This is a genomic window from Ensifer adhaerens (assembly GCF_028993555.1).
Lineage (GTDB): Bacteria > Pseudomonadota > Alphaproteobacteria > Rhizobiales > Rhizobiaceae > Ensifer > Ensifer adhaerens_I.
In genome coordinates, this window is the sequence record NZ_CP118610.1 from 2194155 (window position 1) to 2214470 (window position 20316).

Genomic DNA, 20316 nt, shown 5'->3' on the forward strand with positions numbered 1-20316 from the left:
GAGCGAGCGCGTTCCTCAAAAACGAAAGACAAGAGGCCTCAGGCCGCGAGCGCCGCCGCTTCGCCGCGGACCAGGTCACCAAGACGGCGAATGCCCTCGTCGATCATCTGGTCGTTGGCGCAGGAGAACGAGACGCGCAGCGTGTTTTCGCCCGAGCCGTCGGCAAAGAAGGCGCGGCCGGGCACGAAGGCGACCTTGACCGTCTCGATCGACTTCGCCAGCAGTGCCGCACCGTCCATGCCCTTCGGCAGCGTCACCCAGACGAACATGCCGCCTTCCGGCTTCGTCCAGGAAACGCCCTCGGGCATGTACTTTTCGAGAGCCGCCAACATGGCGTTGCGGCGCTGCTTGTAGACCCGGTGGATCTTGGCCACCTGCTGATCGAAGCCGCGCTCGGCAACGGTGCAGATCGCCATCTGGTTGATCGTCGAGGAATGCAGATCGGCCGCCTGCTTCATCAAGACGAGCTTGCGGATCACCTTGTCCGACGCAACGACCCAGCCGACGCGAAGGCCCGGAGCCAGCGTCTTGGAGAACGAGCCGCAATAGATGGTGCGGGTGTTGTTGATGTCGCCCTTCTTGGCGATTTCAAGCGCCAGGATCGGCGGCACCGGCTCGCCGTCGTAGCGCAACGACTGGTAGGCCGCGTCTTCGATGACGGCAATGTCGAGCTCTTCGGCCAGCGTCAGCACGCGCTCGCGGCCGGCCCGGTCGACGGTCTCGCCGGTCGGATTGGCGAAATCGGCAGACAGATAGGCGAACTTGACGCGGCCGCCCGCTTCCGATGCCGTCTGGCGGTAGGCTTCCGGCGTGCGGTTGCCGTTCGGGTTCAGCTGGTCGTAGCTCGGCTCATAGGCGTTGAAGGCCTGCAGCGCGCCGAGGTAGGTCGGCCAGGTGACGAGTGCGGTATCCTTCGGCGACAGGAACAGCTTGCCGAGATAATCGAGGCCCTGCTGCGAACCGGACGTGATGAAGATGTTGTCGACACCGGCGGGAATACCGAGCGCCGCCATCTGCTTGGCGAGCCATTCGCGCAGCGGCTTGTAGCCTTCGCTGACCGAGTACTGCAGCGCCGCGCCCACGGCCGGGCCTGAGAAGATCTCGGCATAGGCGTCCTTGAATTCCGCATCCGGGAACAGCGCCGGATCGGGAATGCCGCCGGCAAACGAGATGATGTCGGGGCGGTCGAGCAGCTTCAACAGTTCGCGGATTTCCGAGGCGCGCATCCGGCTCGAGCGCGTCGCGAATATGTGTTCCCAATCCAGCATGGGGCGTTTCCTCAGAGATTATGGTGCGGAAAGCGGTTCTCCGCTTCCTCCCGCGTCATTGTAGACGGTGAAGCGACAGGACCACGACGGCTAATTTATGTCAATATTATTGACCTAATTCCGTGCGTTTTTCGGGCTTTTCGGCACTCTCGCACGTTACGTCCAGCGCCTGACGCTACGTCAGTTATCCCGAATGCCATGCGGTCCCGCGCAATGCAAGGTGGAGTGTAACCGTTACTTACTTGCCGCCCGCGGGAAGGAGGCGCACAGTCACGCCTCCACCGATTGTCTTTCATGACAGCGCCGGGCGTCCGGTCGGACGCAGAGCGGCCGCTGTAGCACTTTCACGTGCCACGTGATGTGCCCTCGGACCGATCCCGATCGCGGCAGTTGCGCGGCACCCAAGCCTTAAGCCCTCTGGCGATATGGAGCGATGTGCCATGAGCAAGCATCCGGTACCCGATCATCCCGAGCAGACCGATCATCCAAAAGACGAACCATGCTTGAGCGTCAGCCGCCGCGACCTCTTGCTCGGCGGCAGTGCGCTCGCCGCCGCAGCACTCACCGTGTCCGCCCCCGCGGTCCACGCACAGCAATCGACGGCATCTGGCGCCGGAAGCAGCGGCAAGCCGAACATCCTGATGATCATGGGCGACGATATCGGCTGGTTCAATCCGAGCATCTATCACCGCGGCATGATGGGCTACCGCACGCCCAACATCGACCGCATAGGCAACGAAGGCGCCATGTTCACCGACTGGTACGGCGAGCAGAGCTGCACCGCCGGGCGCGCCGCCTTCATCACCGGCCAGTCGCCGATCCGCACGGGCCTGACCAAGGTCGGCCTGCCGGGCGCCGACATCGGCCTGCAGGCGGAAGACCCGACCGTTGCCGAATTGCTGAAGGCGCAGGGCTACGCCACCGGCCAGTTCGGCAAGAACCATCTCGGCGACAAGGACGAATTCCTGCCGACTGCCCACGGCTTCGACGAGTTCTTCGGCAACCTCTACCACCTCAACGCCGAAGAGGAGCCGGAGAACCCCGATTATCCGAAGAACCCCGAATTCAAGAAGCGCTTTGGTCCGCGCGGCGTCATCCATTCCTATGCCGATGGCCGCATAGAGGATACGGGCGCGCTGACCCGCAAGCGCATGGAAACCGTCGACAGCGAGTTCCTGGCGGCCGCGCTCGATTTCATCGACCGCCAGCACAACGCCCAGAAGCCGTGGTTCTGCTACTTCAACTCCACCCGCATGCATATCTTCACCCATCTGAAGCCGGAATCTCAGGGCAAGACCGGCAAGGGTGTCTATCCCGACGGCATGGTGGAACATGACGGCATGGTCGGCGAACTCCTGAAGAAGCTCGAAGATCTCGGCGTGCTCGACAACACCATCGTCGTCTACACCACCGACAACGGCGCCGAGGTGATGAGTTGGCCGGACGGCGGCACGACACCCTTCCGCGGCGAAAAGGCCACCAACTGGGAAGGCGGCTACCGCGTGCCCACGCTGATCCGCTGGCCGGGCGTGATCAAGCCGAACACGATCTACAACGACATATTCTCGCACTACGACTTCATTCCGACATTCTGCGCTGCCGCCGGAGAGCCGGATGTCGTCGCCAAATGCCTGACCGGTTACCAGGCCGGCAGCAAGACCTTCAAGGTTCATCTCGACGGCTACAACCTGATGCCCTTCTTCCGCGGCGAGGTCACCGACGGGCCACGGCGAGAATTCCTCTACTGGAACGACGATGGCGAACTCGTCGCCGTCCGCGTGCAGGACTGGAAGCTGGGCTTCAAGATCCAGGAAAACACCGGCTTCGGCGTGTGGCAGCGCGAGTTCACCAATCTGCGCATTCCGCTGGTCTTCAATCTCAGGGCGGACCCCTACGAACGCGGGCCTGAATCTTTCGAATATGACCGCTGGATGGCTGAACGCGCCTTCCTCGTCGTGCCTTCCCAGGCGCTCGTCGCCAAATGGCTCGAAAGCTTCAAGGAGTTCCCGATCCGCCAGAAGCCGGCAAGCTTCAACCTCGATGAGGTGATGGACAAGCTGTCGAACACCAAGCAGTAGGCGGCATTGCCATTGCATTCTTCCCCCACAAGCAACAGCGCTTGCGGGGGGATTTGGCCGTTGATGCGGGGAAATGGCACGCCCTCCCCGCCGGCTTCCAATCGCACGGAATCGCGCTACACCTTCGAGGCAACGCTTCGGAAGGGTGACTGATGACGCAAGCAGACTCCGACGACACCCTCGCCTTCTACCGCGATCATGCGGCGACCTATGCGGCGCGCGACCGCAAGCCACCGACCGAGCGGCTCGGCGCCTTCATGCGGCAACTTCCGCCGGGTGCCGCGGTGCTCGATCTCGGCTGCGGCGGCGGACACGACAGTGTTGCCATGCTGGAGCACGGTCTCGACGTCACCGCCTGTGACGGCTCGGCGGAACTGGCGCGCGAAGCGGAACACCGGATCCGCCGCAAGGTCGAGGTCGTCAGGTTTCAGGAGATCGATTGGCTGGGACGGTTCGACGGCATCTGGGCGGAAGCGTCGCTTCTGCATGTGCCGCGCGCCGAACTCGGCGATGTGCTCGCCCGCATTCACCGGGCGCTCCGGCCGGGCGGCATTCTGCAAGCGAGCGTCAAGGCGGGAGACGCGGAAGGCCACGACCGTTTCGGACGCTACTACAACTACCCGTCACCCGACTGGCTGCGTTTCTGTTTCGAGGAAACGGGCTGGTCGCAGGTCGATATCAGCGCGGCCGACGGCGGCGGCTATGACGGCGAGCCGACCCGCTGGCTGCATGTGGCCGCACGCCGAGCGGCCTGAGGCGCGCTCAGCGCCAGCATCTTTGAAAATGCGTGCCTGGTCCAACCCGACGCAAGCGGTGGCTATTTCGTCGTCGTTGCAAACATAGCGTCGACAAACCCCTTCATCTCCGCCTGTTGCTCCTTCGAACTTCCTCGGGTGTAGACCAACGTTCTCCATGCGTCGCGTCCACTGACGGCCACCGTCACTTCAACACGCGTATCCTCTGCACCCACAGCCTTGCCCGTTGCCCGCAAAGCCGCCACGTCGAGCACTGTGACTGGCAGCCACGGAGAGGTGATCTCGATATCAGAAGCCAAGGCGCTCTCGAGCGCATCCGCATAGATGGCGGTTTCGATGCCGTCGGACGGAAGCTGTTCGTGACCGAGGACCCCCTCGGACAGAAGTTCGGCGGAGAAGAAGTAGAAGGCGCGACCGCCATCGACGTCGAGTTCCTCCGGCTGCCATGACGCTCCGATGGTAGCCACCCTCTGCGTCATCGGATTGGACCAGGACTGGGTAGCGCGGATATTCCTCTCCGACTCCCGTTCTTCCATGCCCAGCACGGAGATGCCGATGAACAGCGCAGCGGCAACGAGGAGTGCGACCCCGAAACGAAACTGCGAGGGATCAGCAACAACAGCCGGGTTGCCGTTGTCATAGCTCGCGGGCTGCCCCAAGGCGAGGCGGCGGTGCTGTCGGATTTGCGTGAACAGTGAAACCAAGGGAATACCCAATCCCAAGCCCACCACCCACACCATGAACTCTCTGCCCAGGAAAAACGAGAAGCGGTCGTGACCGGCCGGTACGGGAACGCGGACGCCCATGATTGCCTTGCCCGGCGTGGTCCCCGTGATCGCCATGCTGATCGCCAGCACCAGCGCGACCAGGGGCAACAACATCAATCCGAAAAGGACACCGGGTACAGAGACGACTCGCAGATAGATACTCGGCGCGTAGAAAACAGCCCACACGCCGATGCCCGCGGCGAGCAGCGGGACAAAGAGGAAATTATCGATGAAGCGCGCCCAAAACCGCGGCCAGGGCCGGGAGTTGACGGTTGACCTTGGCAAGACGGTTGCCGCTTCGGCGATGGGTTCGGCGGCGCCCGGCGTGGCCGGCCGATTGGGCAGCGCTGCGAAGGCATCGGTAAGATCAGGATGACTTCCGGCCGGATGCCGATCTTCAACGCTTTCGCGCCAGACGAAGGTCTGCGCTACAACCTTGCCATCCCGAACGAGCGCGCGAATCTCGTCGTCACTGACAGGCCCATGTTGATCTGGTCCCGCCATATAGTACCAAGCTGCCATGCCGTCGTCCCCTTGCAACGCGGGACGATTAGCAAAGACACCAGCAGCGGTAAAGTTGTGAAAATCGAAAAGGAATATGCCAAGAGTTGTCGCCGCTCGCCGTCGCCACGAGGATAGACCTGGCGCGCTTGAGCGAAATCGGCCGACCGCTCCGGACCGGTAGCAGCCTGCGTGCGATCCTGGCGTATCAGGCCTCGCGGCTGAAGTAACTCAGGATCAGCAGCGTGCAGATCGCAGCAACGATCAAGGCGTCGAAAAGTGCGAAGTGCTCAAAGAATGAGAGCATGGCATTTCCTCCTTCCAACTAAACCTATGAGAGCACATATTTCCACGATTTGGAAGAAGCATGCGCAGATATACTTCTATTCAATCGTCACTACTCGGAAATATTATTGCTATGCAGCAAATTCATTTTGGCAGCGCACAATAGCGACTTCACCATCAAGACAGGTTGCAACCCAAAATTCGACGCTCGAAGGTGCAAGCCGAAGAGCTTGATTTCCTTCAATGGTCAAAGGCATGCCAGCCCGTTCGCAGGCCCGCTCGCCTGCTCGCGCCTGCCGTCGCGTGCCCTCTCGGTGGAAACGGCCAAGGGAAAAATCCCGGCACCGGCGCTCCGGCAAACCGATTGACGGCGCTACCGGAAGATGTAGATATTAGCGATATTGAATGAAAGATCCGCCGGCCGGCAGGGTCTATTTTCCAGGGGGTGCGGGATGTCTGAACTGCAAGCGAACAACGCCCGCGCAGGTGGCGGCGAAACGATTGCAGCCGGCAAGGTTAGAAGCGGCCTGACGCGGCGCGAAGCGCTCATGAGCGGCGCGGCGTTTGCCGCAGCCGTCGGCATGCCGGCCTGCCTTGCCGCCCTCTCGCCAAGCCCGGTCCTCGCCAATGGCGCGGCGCCGCCGAACGTCGTCTACATCATCGCCGACGATCTCGGCTTTGCCGATGTCGGCTTTCATGGCTCCGACATCAAGACGCCCAATCTCGACAGGCTCGCCGAGACCGGCGTGACCTTCGACGCATTCTACACCCAGCCGATGTGCACGCCGACGCGCGCCGCGTTCCTCACCGGCCGCTACCCCTTGCGCTACGGGCTGCAGACCGGGGTCATCCCCTCACCCGGCTCCTACGGGCTGGCGCTCGATGAGTACCTGCTGTCTCAGACCATGAAGGACGCCGGCTACAGGACCGCGCTCGTCGGCAAATGGCATCTCGGCCACGCCAAGGTGGAATACTGGCCGAAGCAGCGTGGCTTCGACACCTTCTACGGTGCGCTGGTCGGCGAGATCGACCACTTCAAGCATTCCTCCCATGGCGTGAAGGACTGGTACCGAGACAACAAGCCGCTCGAGGAAAACGGTTTCGACAACACGCTCTTCGGCGACGAGGCGGTGCGGGTGGTGGAAGGGCACGATCCCGCAGCACCGCTCTTCCTCTACCTCGCCTTCACCGCGCCGCACACGCCGTTCCAGGCGCCCGAGGATTATCTCGACCGCTACAAACACATCGCGGATGAAAACCGCCGCGCCTATGCGGCGATGATCTCCGTGCTCGACGATGGCATCGGCAAGCTGCTGACGGCCCTCGAAAAGCGCGGCATGCGCGACAACACGCTGATCGTCTTTCACAGCGACAATGGCGGCGTGACGAGCTCGCTCTTTGCCGGCGACAGCAAGGTCAGCGGCGGATTGCCGGCGAGCAACGCCCCGTTGCGCGACGGCAAGGGCACGCTCTACGAAGGCGGCACCCGCGTGGCAGCGCTTGCCAATTGGCCCGAGAGGATCAAGCCGGGCAAAGTCGGCGGCATGGTCCATGTCGTCGACATGTACCCGACGCTGGCTGCGATCGCCGGCGCGCCGCTTGGCAAGAACAAGCCGCTCGACGGCATGAACCTCTGGCCGGCCTTGAGCGAAGGCAAGCCTTCGCCACGCGGGGAACTGGTCTACAATGTCGATCCGATGGCGGGCGCCGTGCGCAAGGACAATTGGAAGTTTGTGTGGAAGGCAGCCCTGCCCTCCAGGCTCGAACTCTTCGACCTGGCCGCCGACCCGTCCGAGACCAAGGATCTTTCGGCGGGGAACGCCGACAAGGTGCGCGAGCTTCAGGACTGGATTACCAGCCTTGCCGGCGAGATGGTCCAGCCCCTGCTTCTCATGGATGCATACGGCTGACCTTCTATGCGCCGCCGGTCGTCGCCGATCCGGCGACGCTGTTCAGCCTCGGAGATTGATCACGCTCTCGGCGTCCACGCCGCTTAAATCGGCGTCACCGATTTCACGCTTCCGGCCGTATCGACGATGCAGTTGAACTTGCGGCCGCCTGCGTCGAGATCGACGCTATAGGAGGTCGCGTCCAGCGCCCTGGAACTCGTCGGCAGAACCTTGCTGCTGTCGACCTGTGCCGCGCCGGCGGCGGCATGGGCGCAAAGCAACTGCAGGTCGGCCGGCGCCGTCTGCAGGCTGGTGCGCGCCATATCCTCCGGCTTTGGCGCCGACTGGCAGCCGCTGATCGCGGCCAAGGCCGCCAGCGCCAGAACATGGCCTTTCATACGCAATATCCCCACGCTCACCACGCAATCCTCCCCTTTCGATCTTGTGCCTGTCCGTGCTTTCCTTCACGGCCACCACGCTGCCCCCAAACGGCTGGCCGAATTCATCAGGGCGCCTCAGCACGGCCCCTCAGAGCGAGGCCTGCGCCCGTGCCTCAGACACCCTTGTAGAGTGCCGCCCCCTGCATCAGCACGATCACCTTGGCGCCGATCGCGATGCGGGAATGCAGGTCGACGACGTCGTCATTGTTCATGCGGATGCAGCCGGAGGAGACGTCGAGCCCGATCGTCCACGGCTCCACCGTGCCGTGGATGCGGTAGATCGTGTCCTGGTCGCCCTCGTAGAGATAGAGCGCGCGGGCGCCGAGCGGATTGTCCGGCCCGCCGGGCATGCCGGCCGCCCATTTGGCTGCATTCGGGTCGCGCGCCACCATCTCTGCCGGCGGCGTCCAGGTCGGCCATTCGGCCGTCCGTCCGACGCGCACGATGCCGGCCCAGCCGAAGCCCTCGCGGCCAACCCCGATGCCGTAGCGGATCGCCTGGCCGCCCGGCTGCACGAGGTAGAGGAAATGCTGATTGCCATCGATGATGATGGTGCCGGGCTGCTCCGCCGTGCGGAACGGCACCACCTGACGGCGGAAGGCCTCCGGCAGCTGGTTGTTGCGGGCGAAGTATTGCCGCGCCTTCTTCTTGTCGTAGTTCACCCACTTCCTGGTGCGGGCGTCATAGATCTGCGTCTGCGCAAGTGCCGCCAGCGGCCCGAAGCAGAGGGCGGCGGCAAGAACGGCCGCACCGAGCTTGCGCCGCGTCCATGCGGGCTGATCCTTGCTGACGAGACGGTTATGGTCAGATGTCGCGGTCATGGCTTGGCCCACCCGTCGATGCGCGCTGCGTTGTCCTCGGCCCATTTCTTGGCAAAGTCGGCCGGCGCCTGCCGCTCGACCTCCAGCGCATAGCTCATCTTCGTCACTTCCTCCGGCGAGAAATCCACCTTCTCCAGGAACTTCGCGATGTCGGGGTGTTTCTTGCCGAAGGCGGTGGCATAGGCGATCTGGAAATGCGCCGCTTCCCAGGCGGTCGAGGCACTGGACTTCGAGACCCAGAGCGGGTCGCTCGGCGGCACGATCTTCCACTTGGCGGCATCGTGCGGCGGCTCTTCGAGCCTGACGATCTGGTGCAGCTCGAACACGTGATGCGGCGCGTAGCAGTAGAACACCATCGGCCGCGCGGTCGCGACCGCCGCATCCACCGCCGCCATCGCCACTTCCTCTTCCGCCTCGAACAGCGTCAGGGTTTCGCCATAGCCGTAGCCGGCAGCACGCGCCCGCTCGATGCCGGTCGAAAGCCAGGTCGCAGCCCCGATCCACATCTCGCCCTTGCCGTCGCCGTCGGTGTCGAGGATCTTGGTTTTCTCAGGATCGCTGAGATCGGCGACCGTCTTGATCGTCGCGGCGGCTTCCGGCGTGGCGCAAAGTCCCTGCCAGGCCGGCACGCTGCGTTCCGTCAGCTGGCCGACACCCTTGTCGGTCACGTATTTGCGCACGACATCCTCGAAATTCGGCCGCCAGACCTCAGGCTGGATATCGACCGTGCCCGTCTCGAAGCCGACGAAGGCATTGAGCGTGCCGAGCTCCTTGACCTCGGCATCGAGGCCAAACTTCCTGGCGATACCGACCTTCAGGATGTTGGCCGTTGCCTGGCCCGACGGCCAGTTCGGCATGGCGATCACCAGATCGGCGGCGGCGGCCGGCACGGTCACGGATGCGGCAAGCATGACAGCCAGCACTGCTGGCAGAAACCTCGACTTTCCCTTCACAGTCCCCTCCGGCCTCGATTGATCGATGCGAATGACGTCGTGAATGCGTATCAGGAATGCGTCCAAGTCCCGGGGCAACGCCAGGTGCGCGCCGCGGCTATGCGAATGCCAGGCTTGTCGATGAGCCGTCCGGCCCCTGGAACGTCCCGCTTTCAACTGGATCGATGAAAAGCGGATAGATGCCTGGTATCCAAGTGGTGCAGCGACCTTTGCGCGTCCGACAAGACACGAAGTCCCTGTGCCGTCCGCCGGCATCTCGTTTCTCGGCCGGCAGGATGCATAGAATGGCGGCCTTCGTCAACGATCTGGCTACACCACACGTTGCATGGGCGGGCCTCTTCGTCGGCCTTCGCGCCTCAGCGCCGCGCGAGAGCGGACGCTTTGCATTTCGCAGTTCGTGGCGCCTGCGGCTCCGCCTCGCGGGCATGGTTGGCAGCAAGAAAAGGGATGAGGCGGGTCGCACCCCCGGCCCGCCTGCCCGGTGACGGCAGGGCATGACTACCCCGCACGTCCCGCTATATAGCCTCAGGCGGCCCGTGCGTCGCCGGTGCGACGCCGTTCGCCAATGCCGCGGCTCGCCGCCTCCGTGCCCGCTTCACGCCGCTCAGCGCGGCGGTTGAGCTGGAAGCGATTGACGAGTTCGGTCAGCCTCTGTGCGCCTTCCGCCAGCCGGACGCTGACATCGGCGGTGCGGTCCACCATGCCGGCGTTCTTCTGCGTCATCGCGTCGATGTCGTTCACCGCCACGTTGATTTCGCCGAGACCGGCCGTCTGCTCGGTCGCAGCCGTCGCAATCGCCTCGATCCGAGCGTCGATCGCGGCGACAAAATTCTCGATCTCCTCAAGAGCACTGCCGGTATTGCCGACGAGGCGAACGCCTTCGGCCACCTCCGTCACCGAGTTGTGGATGAGATCCTTGATCTCCTTGGCGGCCTTGGCCGAGCGCTGGGCGAGCTCGCGCACTTCCGAGGCGACGACGGCAAAACCCTTGCCGGCATCACCGGCCCGCGCCGCCTCGACGCCGGCGTTCAGCGCCAGAAGATTGGTCTGGAAGGCGATCTCGTCGATCACGCCGATGATCTGGCTGATCTCCTCGGACGCCGCCTTGATGCGCTGCATTGCCGTCACCGCATCACGCACCACGCCGGACGAGGCATGGGCTGACTGGCGCGCGCTCTGTACGAGCGTGCGCGTCTGCTGCGTGTTCTCGGTGGAGGTGCGCACGGAAACGGTCGCCTGCTCGAGCGCCGCCGAGGTCTGCTCCAGCGCGCTTGCCTGCTGGCGCGTGCGTTCAGACAGATGCTCGGCCGCATCCTTCATCTCGTGGCTGTTGTCGTTCAGCTCGCGGGTCTGGCGCAGTACCGCCGAAAGCGTCTCCTGGAACATACCGATCGAGGTGTTGAAATCGCGCCTGAGGCTTTCGAGTTCGCCGACAAAGGGTTCGTCCAGCGTCATGCGGATATTGCATTCGGCAAGGCGCCCAAGGCCGGCGCCGATCTCCTTCACCGCAAGCACGCGATCGGAAACGTCGAGCGCGAACTTCACGACCTTCAGCACCCGCCCCGCATCGTCGAGGATCGGGTTGTAGGAGGCCTGGATGAAGACCTTTCGCCCACCCTTGCCGACGCGCATGAACTGGTCGGTGGCAAAGCGGCCCGTCGAAAGATCGCGCCAGAAGGCGGCATATTCGGGCGAGTGGGCATAGTCCGGCTCGCAGAACAGGGAGTGATGCCGCCCGACGATCTCGCTGAGTTCGTAGCCCATCGTCTTCAGGAAGTTCTCGTTGGCGGTGATGATCTCGCCCGAAGGCGTGAACTCGATGATCGCCTGAGCGCGTGACAGCGCGTCGATCTTGCCCTGATCGTCGGTGCTCTTCGCCTTCGTCGCGGTGATGTCGGTCGCGAACTTCACCACCTTGTAGGGCCTCTTGCCCCTGAATACAGGATTGTAGGAGGCCTCGATCCAGATCTCGCGGCCACCCTTGCCGATGCGCTTGTATTGCTGGCGGTCGTATTCACCGCGGGCAAGGCGCGCCCAGAATTCGCGATAGACGGCCGACGCCGCCTCCTCCGGCAGCACGAACATGCGGTGATGGCGGCCGACGATCTCGTTGAGCTCATAGCCCATGGCGCGGCAGAAGTTCTCGTTGGCGGTCAGGATATTGCCGGTGAGATCGAATTCGATGATCGCCTGCGACCGATTGATCGCATCGAGCATGGCTTTGGCATCGGACGAAAAAAGAGACGGCAGGCCAGTCATGGAGGGCGAGACCTATAGCTAACAAATCGAAAAGGGATACATGCGAATTGTAGCTATTCGTATGATAAATTCCTTAAGCGATCGTTTTCGAAAACGATCGCTTTGGAAACCGCCTGAAACGCCTCACACGTTCAAACCAGCCCGGCCTCCGCCGGGCGCCGCGTCCGGATATCGCCGACCGCCAGACCCGCCGCCAGCGCCACGATCAGCATTTCGAGCGCGAAGGACCAATGCAGCAGGAAATTGAGATACCAGGGCTGATAGAGCGCCGGCACGTGCACGAGGTTCAACCGCAGGTCGGAGACGGGAAAGAGCCAGCGAATATCGGCAGCGATAGAATCCATCGCCAGATGCATCAGCACGCTCAGGAGACCGACGCCGACGAGGATCAGCTGCCTGCGTCGACCGGTGGCCACGAGCAGAACTGCCGCGGCCGCGGCCACCGCAAGCCAGAAGACCGGAGTGTGTACCCAGTAATCGTGATGCGGCGTGCGGCGCTGGTCGACCAGGTAGAAATAGGCGAGATCGAAATCCGGCAGCACGGAACAGAACAACTCGACGCCGAGGATGGCGCGGGCTTGCTGGGGATTGCGACGCGCGAAGGGACGGCTCAGCAGATAGCCTGCCGGCAGATGGGCAATGAACAAGACGGGTCTCCTCCAGAAGCGCGAGCCGACAGCGCCGCGCGCCACATGCGACACGCACCGCCTTGACGCGAATTTTTGACGATTTGCAACCGAACATGTCGGATTTGTGGCCGTAGCCCACAGCCGCCGGTGCTCGCCGAAACGCTACCAGTTTCCGGGATCTGCCGTGTGATCGATGCTGGCGAATTCGTCCGCCGCTTCCCGGTCGAGCGTCAGGCTGGTCGTGTCCTTGGCTGCATCGGTAACGGTGTAGGAGAGCGGCGCAGGTTCGCGGGTGAGAAACTGATACATCAGAAGTGCTGCTTCCTCGGCACTATCGGCCTCGAACTCCCTGGCAACACTGACGGAAAACTTGTGCATGGCCGGCCCCTGCTCTTTGTACGCTCCTATGAGATGGCGCGCCCGCGCCCGGCGTCAATGCGCCGGACGTCAATGCGTCACTGGCCCATCCGCCTTCTTCCAGGCGGCGATGCCGCCCTCGATATGGCAGGCGGTGATGAGGCCGGCCGCCTGGGCGGCCTCCACGGCCATGGCGGAGCGCTCACCATAGGCACAGTAGAAGACGATGCGCTTGCCGGTTGCCGCTGCCAGTTCGTGCAGTATGCCGCCCGAGGCAATGTTCTGCTCGAGGTCCGGATAGGGCGCGTGCAGCGAACCGGGAATGACCCCGTGCTTTTCCCGCTCCGCCTTCTCGCGCAGATCGACGAGCGCGATCTTCGCCCGGCCGCAGAGCGCCAGCGCCTCCTTTGCCGAAAGCGCCCAGCCGCGCCGCGCGATTTCGTCCTGGTGCAGGCCGATGTGAACGTTGGCCGGCACTGCCACATCCATCATCTTCGGGTTCGGCAGGTTGAGGTTGTTCATCAGGTCGACATATTCGTCGACGGATTTCACCCGCAAGCGCGGGTTGAAGTGCTTCTCTTCGCCGATGGTCGAGACCGTGTCGCCCTTGTAGTCGTGCGCCGGATAGACGAGCGTCTCGTCCGGCAGCTTCAGGAGCTTGTTGAAGATCGAGTCATACTGCTGGCGCGGGTCGCCGTTCTGGAAGTCCGTGCGCCCGGTGCCGCGGATGAGCAGCGTATCGCCGGTAAACACCCGCCGGCCCATGTCGCCGCCCATCAGGAAGGAATAGGAATCGTCGGTGTGCCCGGGCGTATAGAGCACGTCGAGGCTCAGACCCTCGATCGACACCCGGTCCCCCTCCGCCACCCGCATGGAAACGACGTCGGCCGCCGTCTGTTCGCCCATCACGGTGATGCAATGGGTCTGGTCGCGCAGCGCCCCGAGACCGGTGATGTGGTCGGCATGGAGATGGGTATCGACCGCCTTGACCAGCCTCAGGTCGAGCTCGCGGACGAGCTGCAGGTAGCGCTCGACCTTTTCCAGCACCGGATCGATGATCAGCGCCTCGCCGCCCTGCCGGCTGGCGATCAGGTAGGTGTAGGTGCCGGATACGCTGTCGAACAATTGACGGAAGATCATCGGCGGCTCCTTGGCTGACGATAACGCGGCTTCCAATTGGGGCCATCAGGCAGTCGGGGAACTGAAGAGCCCCTCGCCCTGGCCCTCTCCCCGCGAGCGGGGAGAGGGTAACTCGAGAGCGCGGCGCCGTCCCTTCGCCCCGCTAGCGGGGAGAAGGGACGGCAGGCGGATGAGGGGCATTTTCCTTACCACACGGTTGAAGCCTATTTGCCTCGCCGCGCGGATGAGGGGCATCCCCTCGCCACGCCGCACCGATACGTGTCGGCCCAGTCTCAGCCCTTCGGCTGCGGCACGATGCGGATATAGGGCTTCGGAGCCTTCCAGCCTTCCGGATAGACCTTGCGGGCATCCTCGTCGCTGACGGAGCCGGCGATGATGACGTCGTCGCCCTGCTTCCAGTTCACCGGTGTGGCCACCTTGTGCTTGGCGGTCAGTTGCAGCGAGTCGATCACGCGCAGCACCTCGTCGAAGTTGCGGCCGGTGGTCATCGGATAGATGAGAACCAGCTTGATCTTCTTGTCCGGACCGATGACGAAGACGTTGCGCACTGTCTGGTTGTCGGCCGGCGTGCGCTTGGTCGGGTCGCCGGAAACCGGCGCCGGCAGCATGCCGTAGAGCTTCGACACGGTGTAATCGACGTCGGCGATCATCGGGAAGTTCGGCGCATGGCCTTGCGTTTCCTCGATGTCGGCGGCCCAGCCGGCATGGCGGTCGAGCGGATCGACCGAAAGCCCGATGATCTTGACGCCGCGCCGGTCGAATTCCGGCTTGATGCGCGCCATGTAGCCGAGTTCGGTGGTGCAGACGGGCGTGTAGTCCTTGGGGTGCGAGAACAGGACCGCCCAGGAGTCGCCGATCCAGTCGTGAAACTGGATCGTGCCATCGGTCGTTCCGACCTCGAAGTCCGGTGCGAGGTCATTGATTGCAAGCGTCACGATACCCTCCAATGTGTGTGAGCGCTGCGCCCGCCCGGGCGCGATGGGAGCACTCTATTTTCTTGACAGCGCCGCGTCCGGCAAGGTGCCGAAAGGCCGCTGCAATCCTCTGCTTTCGTCCATTGTTTACGCTCCGGCGACGGCCGCGCGGAGGAAAAATTCCTTTAGAAAATCAAATCATTACAGTGGCCATGGATCGCGCCGGAAAGCCCGGCGCCAAGGCGCGAGGCCCAGTGTGCCACTTTTGCCGTTTAAGGCAACCGGAAAGACGGGCGCCATGGCCGTCAGATCGCACTCCGGCGCGCCCTCCTGGCGTCCGGCTTGAAGGAACCTAGCTTTCCTGCAGCAGGGCGCAGAACGTCGCGAGATCGACATTGCCGCCGCTGATCACGATGCCCACTCTTTGCCCGGCACAGGGAAGCACGCCCTGCAGCACCGCCGCCGCCGCCAGGCAGCCGGTCGGCTCCACGATCATCTTCATGCGCTCGGCAAAGAAGCGCATGGTCTCGACGAGCTGGGCGTCGCTCACCGTGGCGATCTCGCCGACATCGCGCTTGAGGATCGGGAAATTGTGCTCGCCGATATGGTTGGTCAGCGCGCCGTCGGCGATCGATTTCGGTACCGGGATATGAACGATCTCGCCCTTCCTGAGCGACTGCTGGCCGTCATTGCCGGCCTCCGGCTCGACCCCGACGATGACCGCTCCGGGCGAACGCTCTTTGGCGCTGAGTGCCGTACCGGCGAGCAGGCCCCCGCCGCCGAGCGGCGTCACGATCAGGTCGAGTTCGCCCACCTCCTCGATCAGTTCCAGGACCGCCGTGCCCTGCCCGGCGATCACGTCCGGATGGTCGAAGGGCGGGATGAGGACGGCGCCGCGCTCGGCCGCCAGCTTTGCGCTGATTGCCGACCGGTCCTCGGTATAGCGGTCATAGAACACGACATCGGCGCCATAGCCACGGGTCGCCGCCACCTTCATTTCGGGCGCATCCTTCGGCATTACGATCGTCGCGGCAACGCCCTGCAGCCGTGCGGCATAGGCGATCGCCTGCGCATGGTTGCCGGAGGAGAAGGCGACGACGCCCCGCTTCTGGCCGCTTTCCTGCAGCGCCGCGATCGCATTGTAGGCACCGCGGAACTTGAAGGCGCCGGCGCGCTGGAAATTTTCCGCCTTGAAGAAAAGCCGTGCCCCGCTGGCAGCGTCCGCCGTGCGCGAGGTCAGAACAGGCGTTCGGTGGGCGACCCCGGCAATGCGGTTGCGGGCCTTCTGCACGTCGTCGAATGTCGGAAGGCGCAATGCCTCGTCTGCCGCTGAAACTGCCATCAAGTCTCTCCCTGAGCCTGCCACTTCGGAGGCTATTGAAGACCGCCATACAAGGCAAGGTCGTCAACCCGGTTACCCATTTTTGGGCGGAACCGCGCAATAGTGATCGACCGCGAAGCTGAAAAGCACCTTCAGCATGAAGAGGGCCGACACCACCATCATCGGCGGCGTCAGAGCAGGCAGAAACGGCAGGCCGGTAAGGCCGGCCGCTAGCAGCAGCCCGCCGACAAAGGTCTGTGTGCCGCGCCCCGCAAGCAGATTGACGATCGCCGCGCCGGCAATCGTATAGGCCCAGACGGCGACCGCAGCACCGAGCCCGGTGCCGACGAGCAGCGCGACAATGACCACATGGAAGTGAATCGCGATGAAGATCCAGCGATTGCGCGGCCGCGCCGCGTAGAAGTCGTTGGTCGAGGGCGTGAAATTGGCGACGCAGCCGGCGGCGATGTCGAGCACGAGGACGAGCGCCAGTGCCGCCCGCCACCAGGCAAGCTCCGCCAGCATTGGTGTTGCCGATAGCGCAAAGATGGCCGCGACAGCAACGCCGAAGAGGAGGATCGCCAGCAGATAGGCCGGCGGCTGCGCTTCACCGAACACGTCATGAAGCTGGGGAGGGATGCGAACGGATCTCATGAAGGCCACACCGCCACACTGAAGGGTTGCTCACTATGTGCGGACACAGCCGTGACGCAAGCAGCTAACCGTAACGCGAGGCCGGTTGCGACCTTGGCCTCACCCCTGTTTGCAGGCGTCAGCTTACGGGCCGGTTACCAGCACTAGCTTGCGACCCTCCTGACGGCCGTCATGATCTCCGCGGCGCTCGGGAACACGCCCAGTTCGTCGGGGCCGAACCGCGCCTCGATCTCGCTCCAGCTGATGATGCCGGCTGCATCGACCAGGAAGTGGCCGACCAGTTGCGTGCCGTGTTCGGCGAAGATGCGCAGATCGGTCTCGTCCGGCTCGAAGCCTTCGCGTGCATTGATCAACTCATTGGCCTGCATCGGATGCATCGGTTCGGCAAGTTCGCCTGTCGGGTTGATGCGCGCCGCCGCGAAATCGGCGGGCCGCGTGCGGTAGGGCCATTCCGGTGTCTCCGTGCTTTCGGGCGGAAGCAGGGCCGCATGCGGCGCGCCGAAATCCCTGTGCGTCTGGCAGTCCGGATCCGCAAGGACCGTGACCGGCGTCGGCTGGAAACGGAAATAGAGGCGCGCCCGCTCGACCGGCGTGTTGACCACCGCCAGCGTTTCCACACCGACAGCGCGCAATGCCGGCTCGACGGCGGAAAACTGCCGCATCTGGCGCCGGCAGAACGGGCAGTGCAGGCCGCGGAACAGGCCGATCAGAAACGGCCGGCCGCGAAGGCTCGCAAGCGAAACCGGATCGTCCCGATTGGCGCTTGCAAGTTCGAAGGCGGGTGCGGGTTGCCCCGGCTGCAAAGGCTGCACTCTCCGGTCTGCCATCGGACTCGCCTCCTGATTACGCCATACTTTCGTAAATCCGCGAAAATTGATCCCGACTTGCACACGCCCATACATGCGAGCGTCGCCGCCACGGACCCGTTGCCCCTGTACCGGTTGCCCGTGGGCCGCACCAACAAGACTATAGCGGAGATGACACCGCCGCACTACGGCGCGGCGCGGCGCCCTTTAGTCGTCCCAGCGCAGCAACATCTTGGCAAGTTCCGCCACGCCCTTGCCGATCTCCGCCGCCTCGAGGCTGGCATAACCCATGACGATCCCCGCCCGATCGGGCCGATGTTCGGCTTCATCCGCACAGTAGAGCGGCGAGATCGGATAGAGGCCGATGCCCGCTGCCCGCGCCCGCGCGATCAGCCCTCCCTCCCGCGCCCTTTCTATCCGCTCGAACCAGACGACGACATGCAGCCCGGCATCGGCGCCCGATATCGTCACCTGGTCGCCGAGTTCCGTCTTGAGCGCCTGAAGCAGCGCCTCGCGGCGGCGGCCATTGCTGCGCCGGCTCCGGCGGATGTGGCGTTCATAGGCCCCGCTTGCAATCATGGCCGCCAGTGCCTCCTGTTCGAGGCTGGGCGAATGGCGGTCGGCGAGCTGCTTGGCGGCGGCGAGGACGGGGTAAAGCGGCGGCGGCACGACGAGATAACCGAGCCGGAGCATCGGCGACAGGCTCTTCGAGATCGTGCCGAGATAGAGGACATTCTCCGCATGGGCCATCGTCTGCAGCGGCGGGATCGGCCGGATGTCATAACGATATTCGCCGTCGTAATCGTCTTCGATCACATAGGCGCCACTGCGTTCCGACCACGCGAGAAGCTCCTGCCGTCGGCGGGCCGAGAGCACGCTGCCGAGCGGAAACTGATGCGAGGGCGTGACATAGGCGAGCTTCACAGCTTCGAGCCCTGCGAGCGCCTCGGTTCGTAGCCCCTCCTCGTCGACGGCAATCGGAACGACGTTCGCGCCGGCGGCCGCAAAGACCCGGCGCGCCATGACGTAACCGGGATCTTCGATCGCGACCCGGTCGCCGGGATCGACGAGCACACGGGCGGCGAGGTCCAGCCCCTGCTGCGAGCCGTTGACGATGATGATCTGATCCGGCGTGCACCTGAGCCCGCGCGCGCGCCAGAGATAGGCCTGAAGCGCCGAGCGCAATTCCGCCGAGCCACCGGGGTCGTCATAGGCGAGCCGCAGTTGGCGCCGCCGAAGTGCGGCGTTGACCGCCCGCCGCCAGGCCTCAGCCGGAAAATCGGCAGCCGACAAGTCGCCATAGCGAAAATCGGCGATCAACCCACCGGACAGAGGCGGCACCCAGGTCGGCCCGTCGCCAAGGGCCGCTCCAAAGCGCGACAGGCGAACGGATGCTGCCGGTCTCGGCGCAGACCGAGAAGGCGTGCCTGCGGGAAGCGGCTTGGCACCCGCATGCGCATGCAGCAGCGCCACCCGTGAAGGCGCACCCTGGCGGCTTTCCAGAAAACCCTCGGAAAGAAGCTGCTCATAGGCCGCTGTCACCGTGGTGCGCGAGACGCCGAGCTCGGCCGCCAGCGCGCGCGTCGACGGCAGCCGATCTTTTGGGCCATAGGTGCCGCCGAGGATCTGCGCCTTCAGCGCCTCATAGATCCGCCGGGTTGTCCCGCCCCTCGCCTCGTCCTTTTCCGTTGCCAACTGGCCCACTCATTTATGCAGAAACTGGATATTCGTTCAGGTCCAGTTTGCATCTATGACAGGACAGGCACAAGGAGCGAGATCATGTACACACCCCCGGCCTTCAAGGAGGAAACACAGAGCGTCCTGCACGCGATCATCGAGTCCGCATCGCTGTCGACCTTCGTCACGGCCACGGCCGATGGCCTGCTTGCCACGCCGCTGCCGCTGCTGCTTGATCGCGACGAAGGTCCCCATGGCACGCTCTACGGCCACCTCGCCCGCGCCAACCCGCAAGGGACGACGGCGCCGATCGGCGCAGCCATGGCGACCTTCATGGGGCCGGACGCCTATGTCACCCCCTCCTGGTACGCCTCCAAGCGCGAGCACGGAAAGGTCGTTCCGACCTGGAACTATTCGGCCGTGCATGCCTATGGCGCGGTCGAGTTCTTCGCCGACGAGGATCGGCTTCTCGAAGTCGTCACCCGCCTGACCAACCGTCACGAAGCGGCGCGTGCCGAACCCTGGCAGGTGAGCGACGCCCCGTCTGCCTACGTCAGGGCCCAGCTTCGCGGCATCATCGGCCTGAGGCTGCCGATCGACCGCCTCGACGGCAAGCGCAAGTTCAGCCAGAACCGCAGCACCGAGGACCGCGAGGGCGTAGCAGCCGGACTCGCAGCGAGCGCCCGCCCGGAGGATCGCCTCGTCGCCGCGGAGATACCGGTCTGACGCTCAACGGGTGCGCCCGGGCCTGCCGTCTCTCGATGGCTGAGGCGCCCCGATTTTCCTTCAACTTTCCCGCGCA

The 20316-nt window shown here is 64.0% G+C and carries 18 protein-coding genes; 4 read left to right on the plus strand and 14 right to left on the minus strand.

The genetic code is table 11. The features are described 5' to 3' along the window. Positions 1 to 38 precede the first annotated feature (38 nt). A complete protein-coding gene (locus tag PWG15_RS10740) occupies positions 39 to 1268 on the minus strand; it encodes an aminotransferase-like domain-containing protein (RefSeq protein WP_275019757.1) in 1230 nt (409 codons plus the stop codon). Positions 1269 to 1708: 440 nt separating this feature from the next. Between PWG15_RS10740 and PWG15_RS10745 the strand changes: the two genes are divergently transcribed. Continuing rightward, positions 1709 to 3346 (plus strand): arylsulfatase, encoded by a 1638-nt coding sequence (locus PWG15_RS10745; protein WP_275019758.1) that lies wholly within the window; start codon positions 1709 to 1711, stop codon positions 3344 to 3346. A 152-nt stretch (positions 3347 to 3498) separates the two neighbouring features. Beyond that, positions 3499 to 4101: a class I SAM-dependent methyltransferase gene (locus PWG15_RS10750; protein WP_275019759.1), complete on the plus strand. Its 603-nt coding sequence runs from the start codon at positions 3499 to 3501 to the stop codon at positions 4099 to 4101. 62 nt (positions 4102 to 4163) lie between these two features. On the opposite strand, the gene PWG15_RS10755 is transcribed toward PWG15_RS10750, so the two are convergent. Beyond that, complete coding sequence (locus PWG15_RS10755) at positions 4164 to 5390, minus strand: RDD family protein (RefSeq protein ID WP_275019760.1); 1227 nt, start codon at positions 5388 to 5390, stop codon at positions 4164 to 4166. A 716-nt stretch (positions 5391 to 6106) separates the two neighbouring features. Between PWG15_RS10755 and PWG15_RS10760 the strand changes: the two genes are divergently transcribed. Further along, a complete protein-coding gene (locus tag PWG15_RS10760) occupies positions 6107 to 7564 on the plus strand; it encodes an arylsulfatase B (RefSeq protein ID WP_275019761.1) in 1458 nt (485 codons plus the stop codon). Between the two features lie 83 nt (positions 7565 to 7647). On the opposite strand, the gene PWG15_RS10765 is transcribed toward PWG15_RS10760, so the two are convergent. The 12 genes from PWG15_RS10765 to PWG15_RS10820 all read right to left on the minus strand — a co-directional run bounded on the left by PWG15_RS10765 (position 7648) and on the right by PWG15_RS10820 (position 19532). Continuing rightward, positions 7648 to 7941: a hypothetical protein gene (locus PWG15_RS10765; protein WP_275019762.1), complete on the minus strand. Its 294-nt coding sequence runs from the start codon at positions 7939 to 7941 to the stop codon at positions 7648 to 7650. A 155-nt stretch (positions 7942 to 8096) separates the two neighbouring features. Continuing rightward, positions 8097 to 8804, minus strand: coding sequence for a L,D-transpeptidase (locus PWG15_RS10770; RefSeq protein WP_275019763.1), 708 nt, complete (start codon positions 8802 to 8804; stop codon positions 8097 to 8099). Beyond that, complete coding sequence (locus PWG15_RS10775; RefSeq protein ID WP_275024402.1) at positions 8801 to 9715, minus strand: ABC transporter substrate-binding protein; 915 nt, start codon at positions 9713 to 9715, stop codon at positions 8801 to 8803. Before PWG15_RS10775 ends, PWG15_RS10770 begins: the two co-directional genes overlap by 4 nt. A gap of 567 nt (positions 9716 to 10282) precedes the next feature. Next, positions 10283 to 12016, minus strand: a complete 1734-nt coding sequence (locus PWG15_RS10780; RefSeq protein WP_275019764.1) for a methyl-accepting chemotaxis protein — start codon at positions 12014 to 12016, stop codon at positions 10283 to 10285. Between the two features lie 131 nt (positions 12017 to 12147). Then, positions 12148 to 12663: a metal-dependent hydrolase gene (locus tag PWG15_RS10785; protein WP_275019765.1), complete on the minus strand. Its 516-nt coding sequence runs from the start codon at positions 12661 to 12663 to the stop codon at positions 12148 to 12150. Between the two features lie 144 nt (positions 12664 to 12807). After that, positions 12808 to 13023, minus strand: a complete 216-nt coding sequence (locus PWG15_RS10790) for a hypothetical protein (RefSeq protein WP_275019766.1) — start codon at positions 13021 to 13023, stop codon at positions 12808 to 12810. Between the two features lie 69 nt (positions 13024 to 13092). Then, a complete protein-coding gene (locus tag PWG15_RS10795; protein WP_275019767.1) occupies positions 13093 to 14142 on the minus strand; it encodes an MBL fold metallo-hydrolase in 1050 nt (349 codons plus the stop codon). Positions 14143 to 14414: 272 nt separating this feature from the next. Further along, entirely contained in the window at positions 14415 to 15077 is a 663-nt protein-coding gene (locus PWG15_RS10800; RefSeq protein WP_275019768.1) for a peroxiredoxin, read from the minus strand. Between the two features lie 331 nt (positions 15078 to 15408). Beyond that, positions 15409 to 16398 carry a threo-3-hydroxy-L-aspartate ammonia-lyase gene (locus PWG15_RS10805; RefSeq protein WP_275019769.1) on the minus strand — a complete coding sequence of 330 codons (990 nt, stop codon included), beginning with the start codon at positions 16396 to 16398 and terminating at the stop codon, positions 15409 to 15411. A 72-nt stretch (positions 16399 to 16470) separates the two neighbouring features. After that, the gene (locus PWG15_RS10810) at positions 16471 to 17031 is read right to left on the minus strand and encodes a hypothetical protein (protein WP_275019770.1); all 561 of its coding nucleotides are present in this window, start codon (positions 17029 to 17031) and stop codon (positions 16471 to 16473) included. A 143-nt stretch (positions 17032 to 17174) separates the two neighbouring features. Further along, on the minus strand, positions 17175 to 17858 hold the full coding sequence (locus PWG15_RS10815; protein WP_275019771.1) for a redoxin domain-containing protein: 684 nt from the start codon (positions 17856 to 17858) through the stop codon (positions 17175 to 17177). 186 nt (positions 17859 to 18044) lie between these two features. Continuing rightward, on the minus strand, positions 18045 to 19532 hold the full coding sequence (locus PWG15_RS10820) for a MocR-like pyridoxine biosynthesis transcription factor PdxR (RefSeq protein WP_275019772.1): 1488 nt from the start codon (positions 19530 to 19532) through the stop codon (positions 18045 to 18047). Positions 19533 to 19616: 84 nt separating this feature from the next. On the opposite strand from PWG15_RS10820, the gene PWG15_RS10825 reads away from it, so the two are divergent. Next, the gene (locus PWG15_RS10825; protein WP_275019773.1) at positions 19617 to 20240 is read left to right on the plus strand and encodes an FMN-binding negative transcriptional regulator; all 624 of its coding nucleotides are present in this window, start codon (positions 19617 to 19619) and stop codon (positions 20238 to 20240) included. Positions 20241 to 20316: the final 76 nt, after the last annotated feature.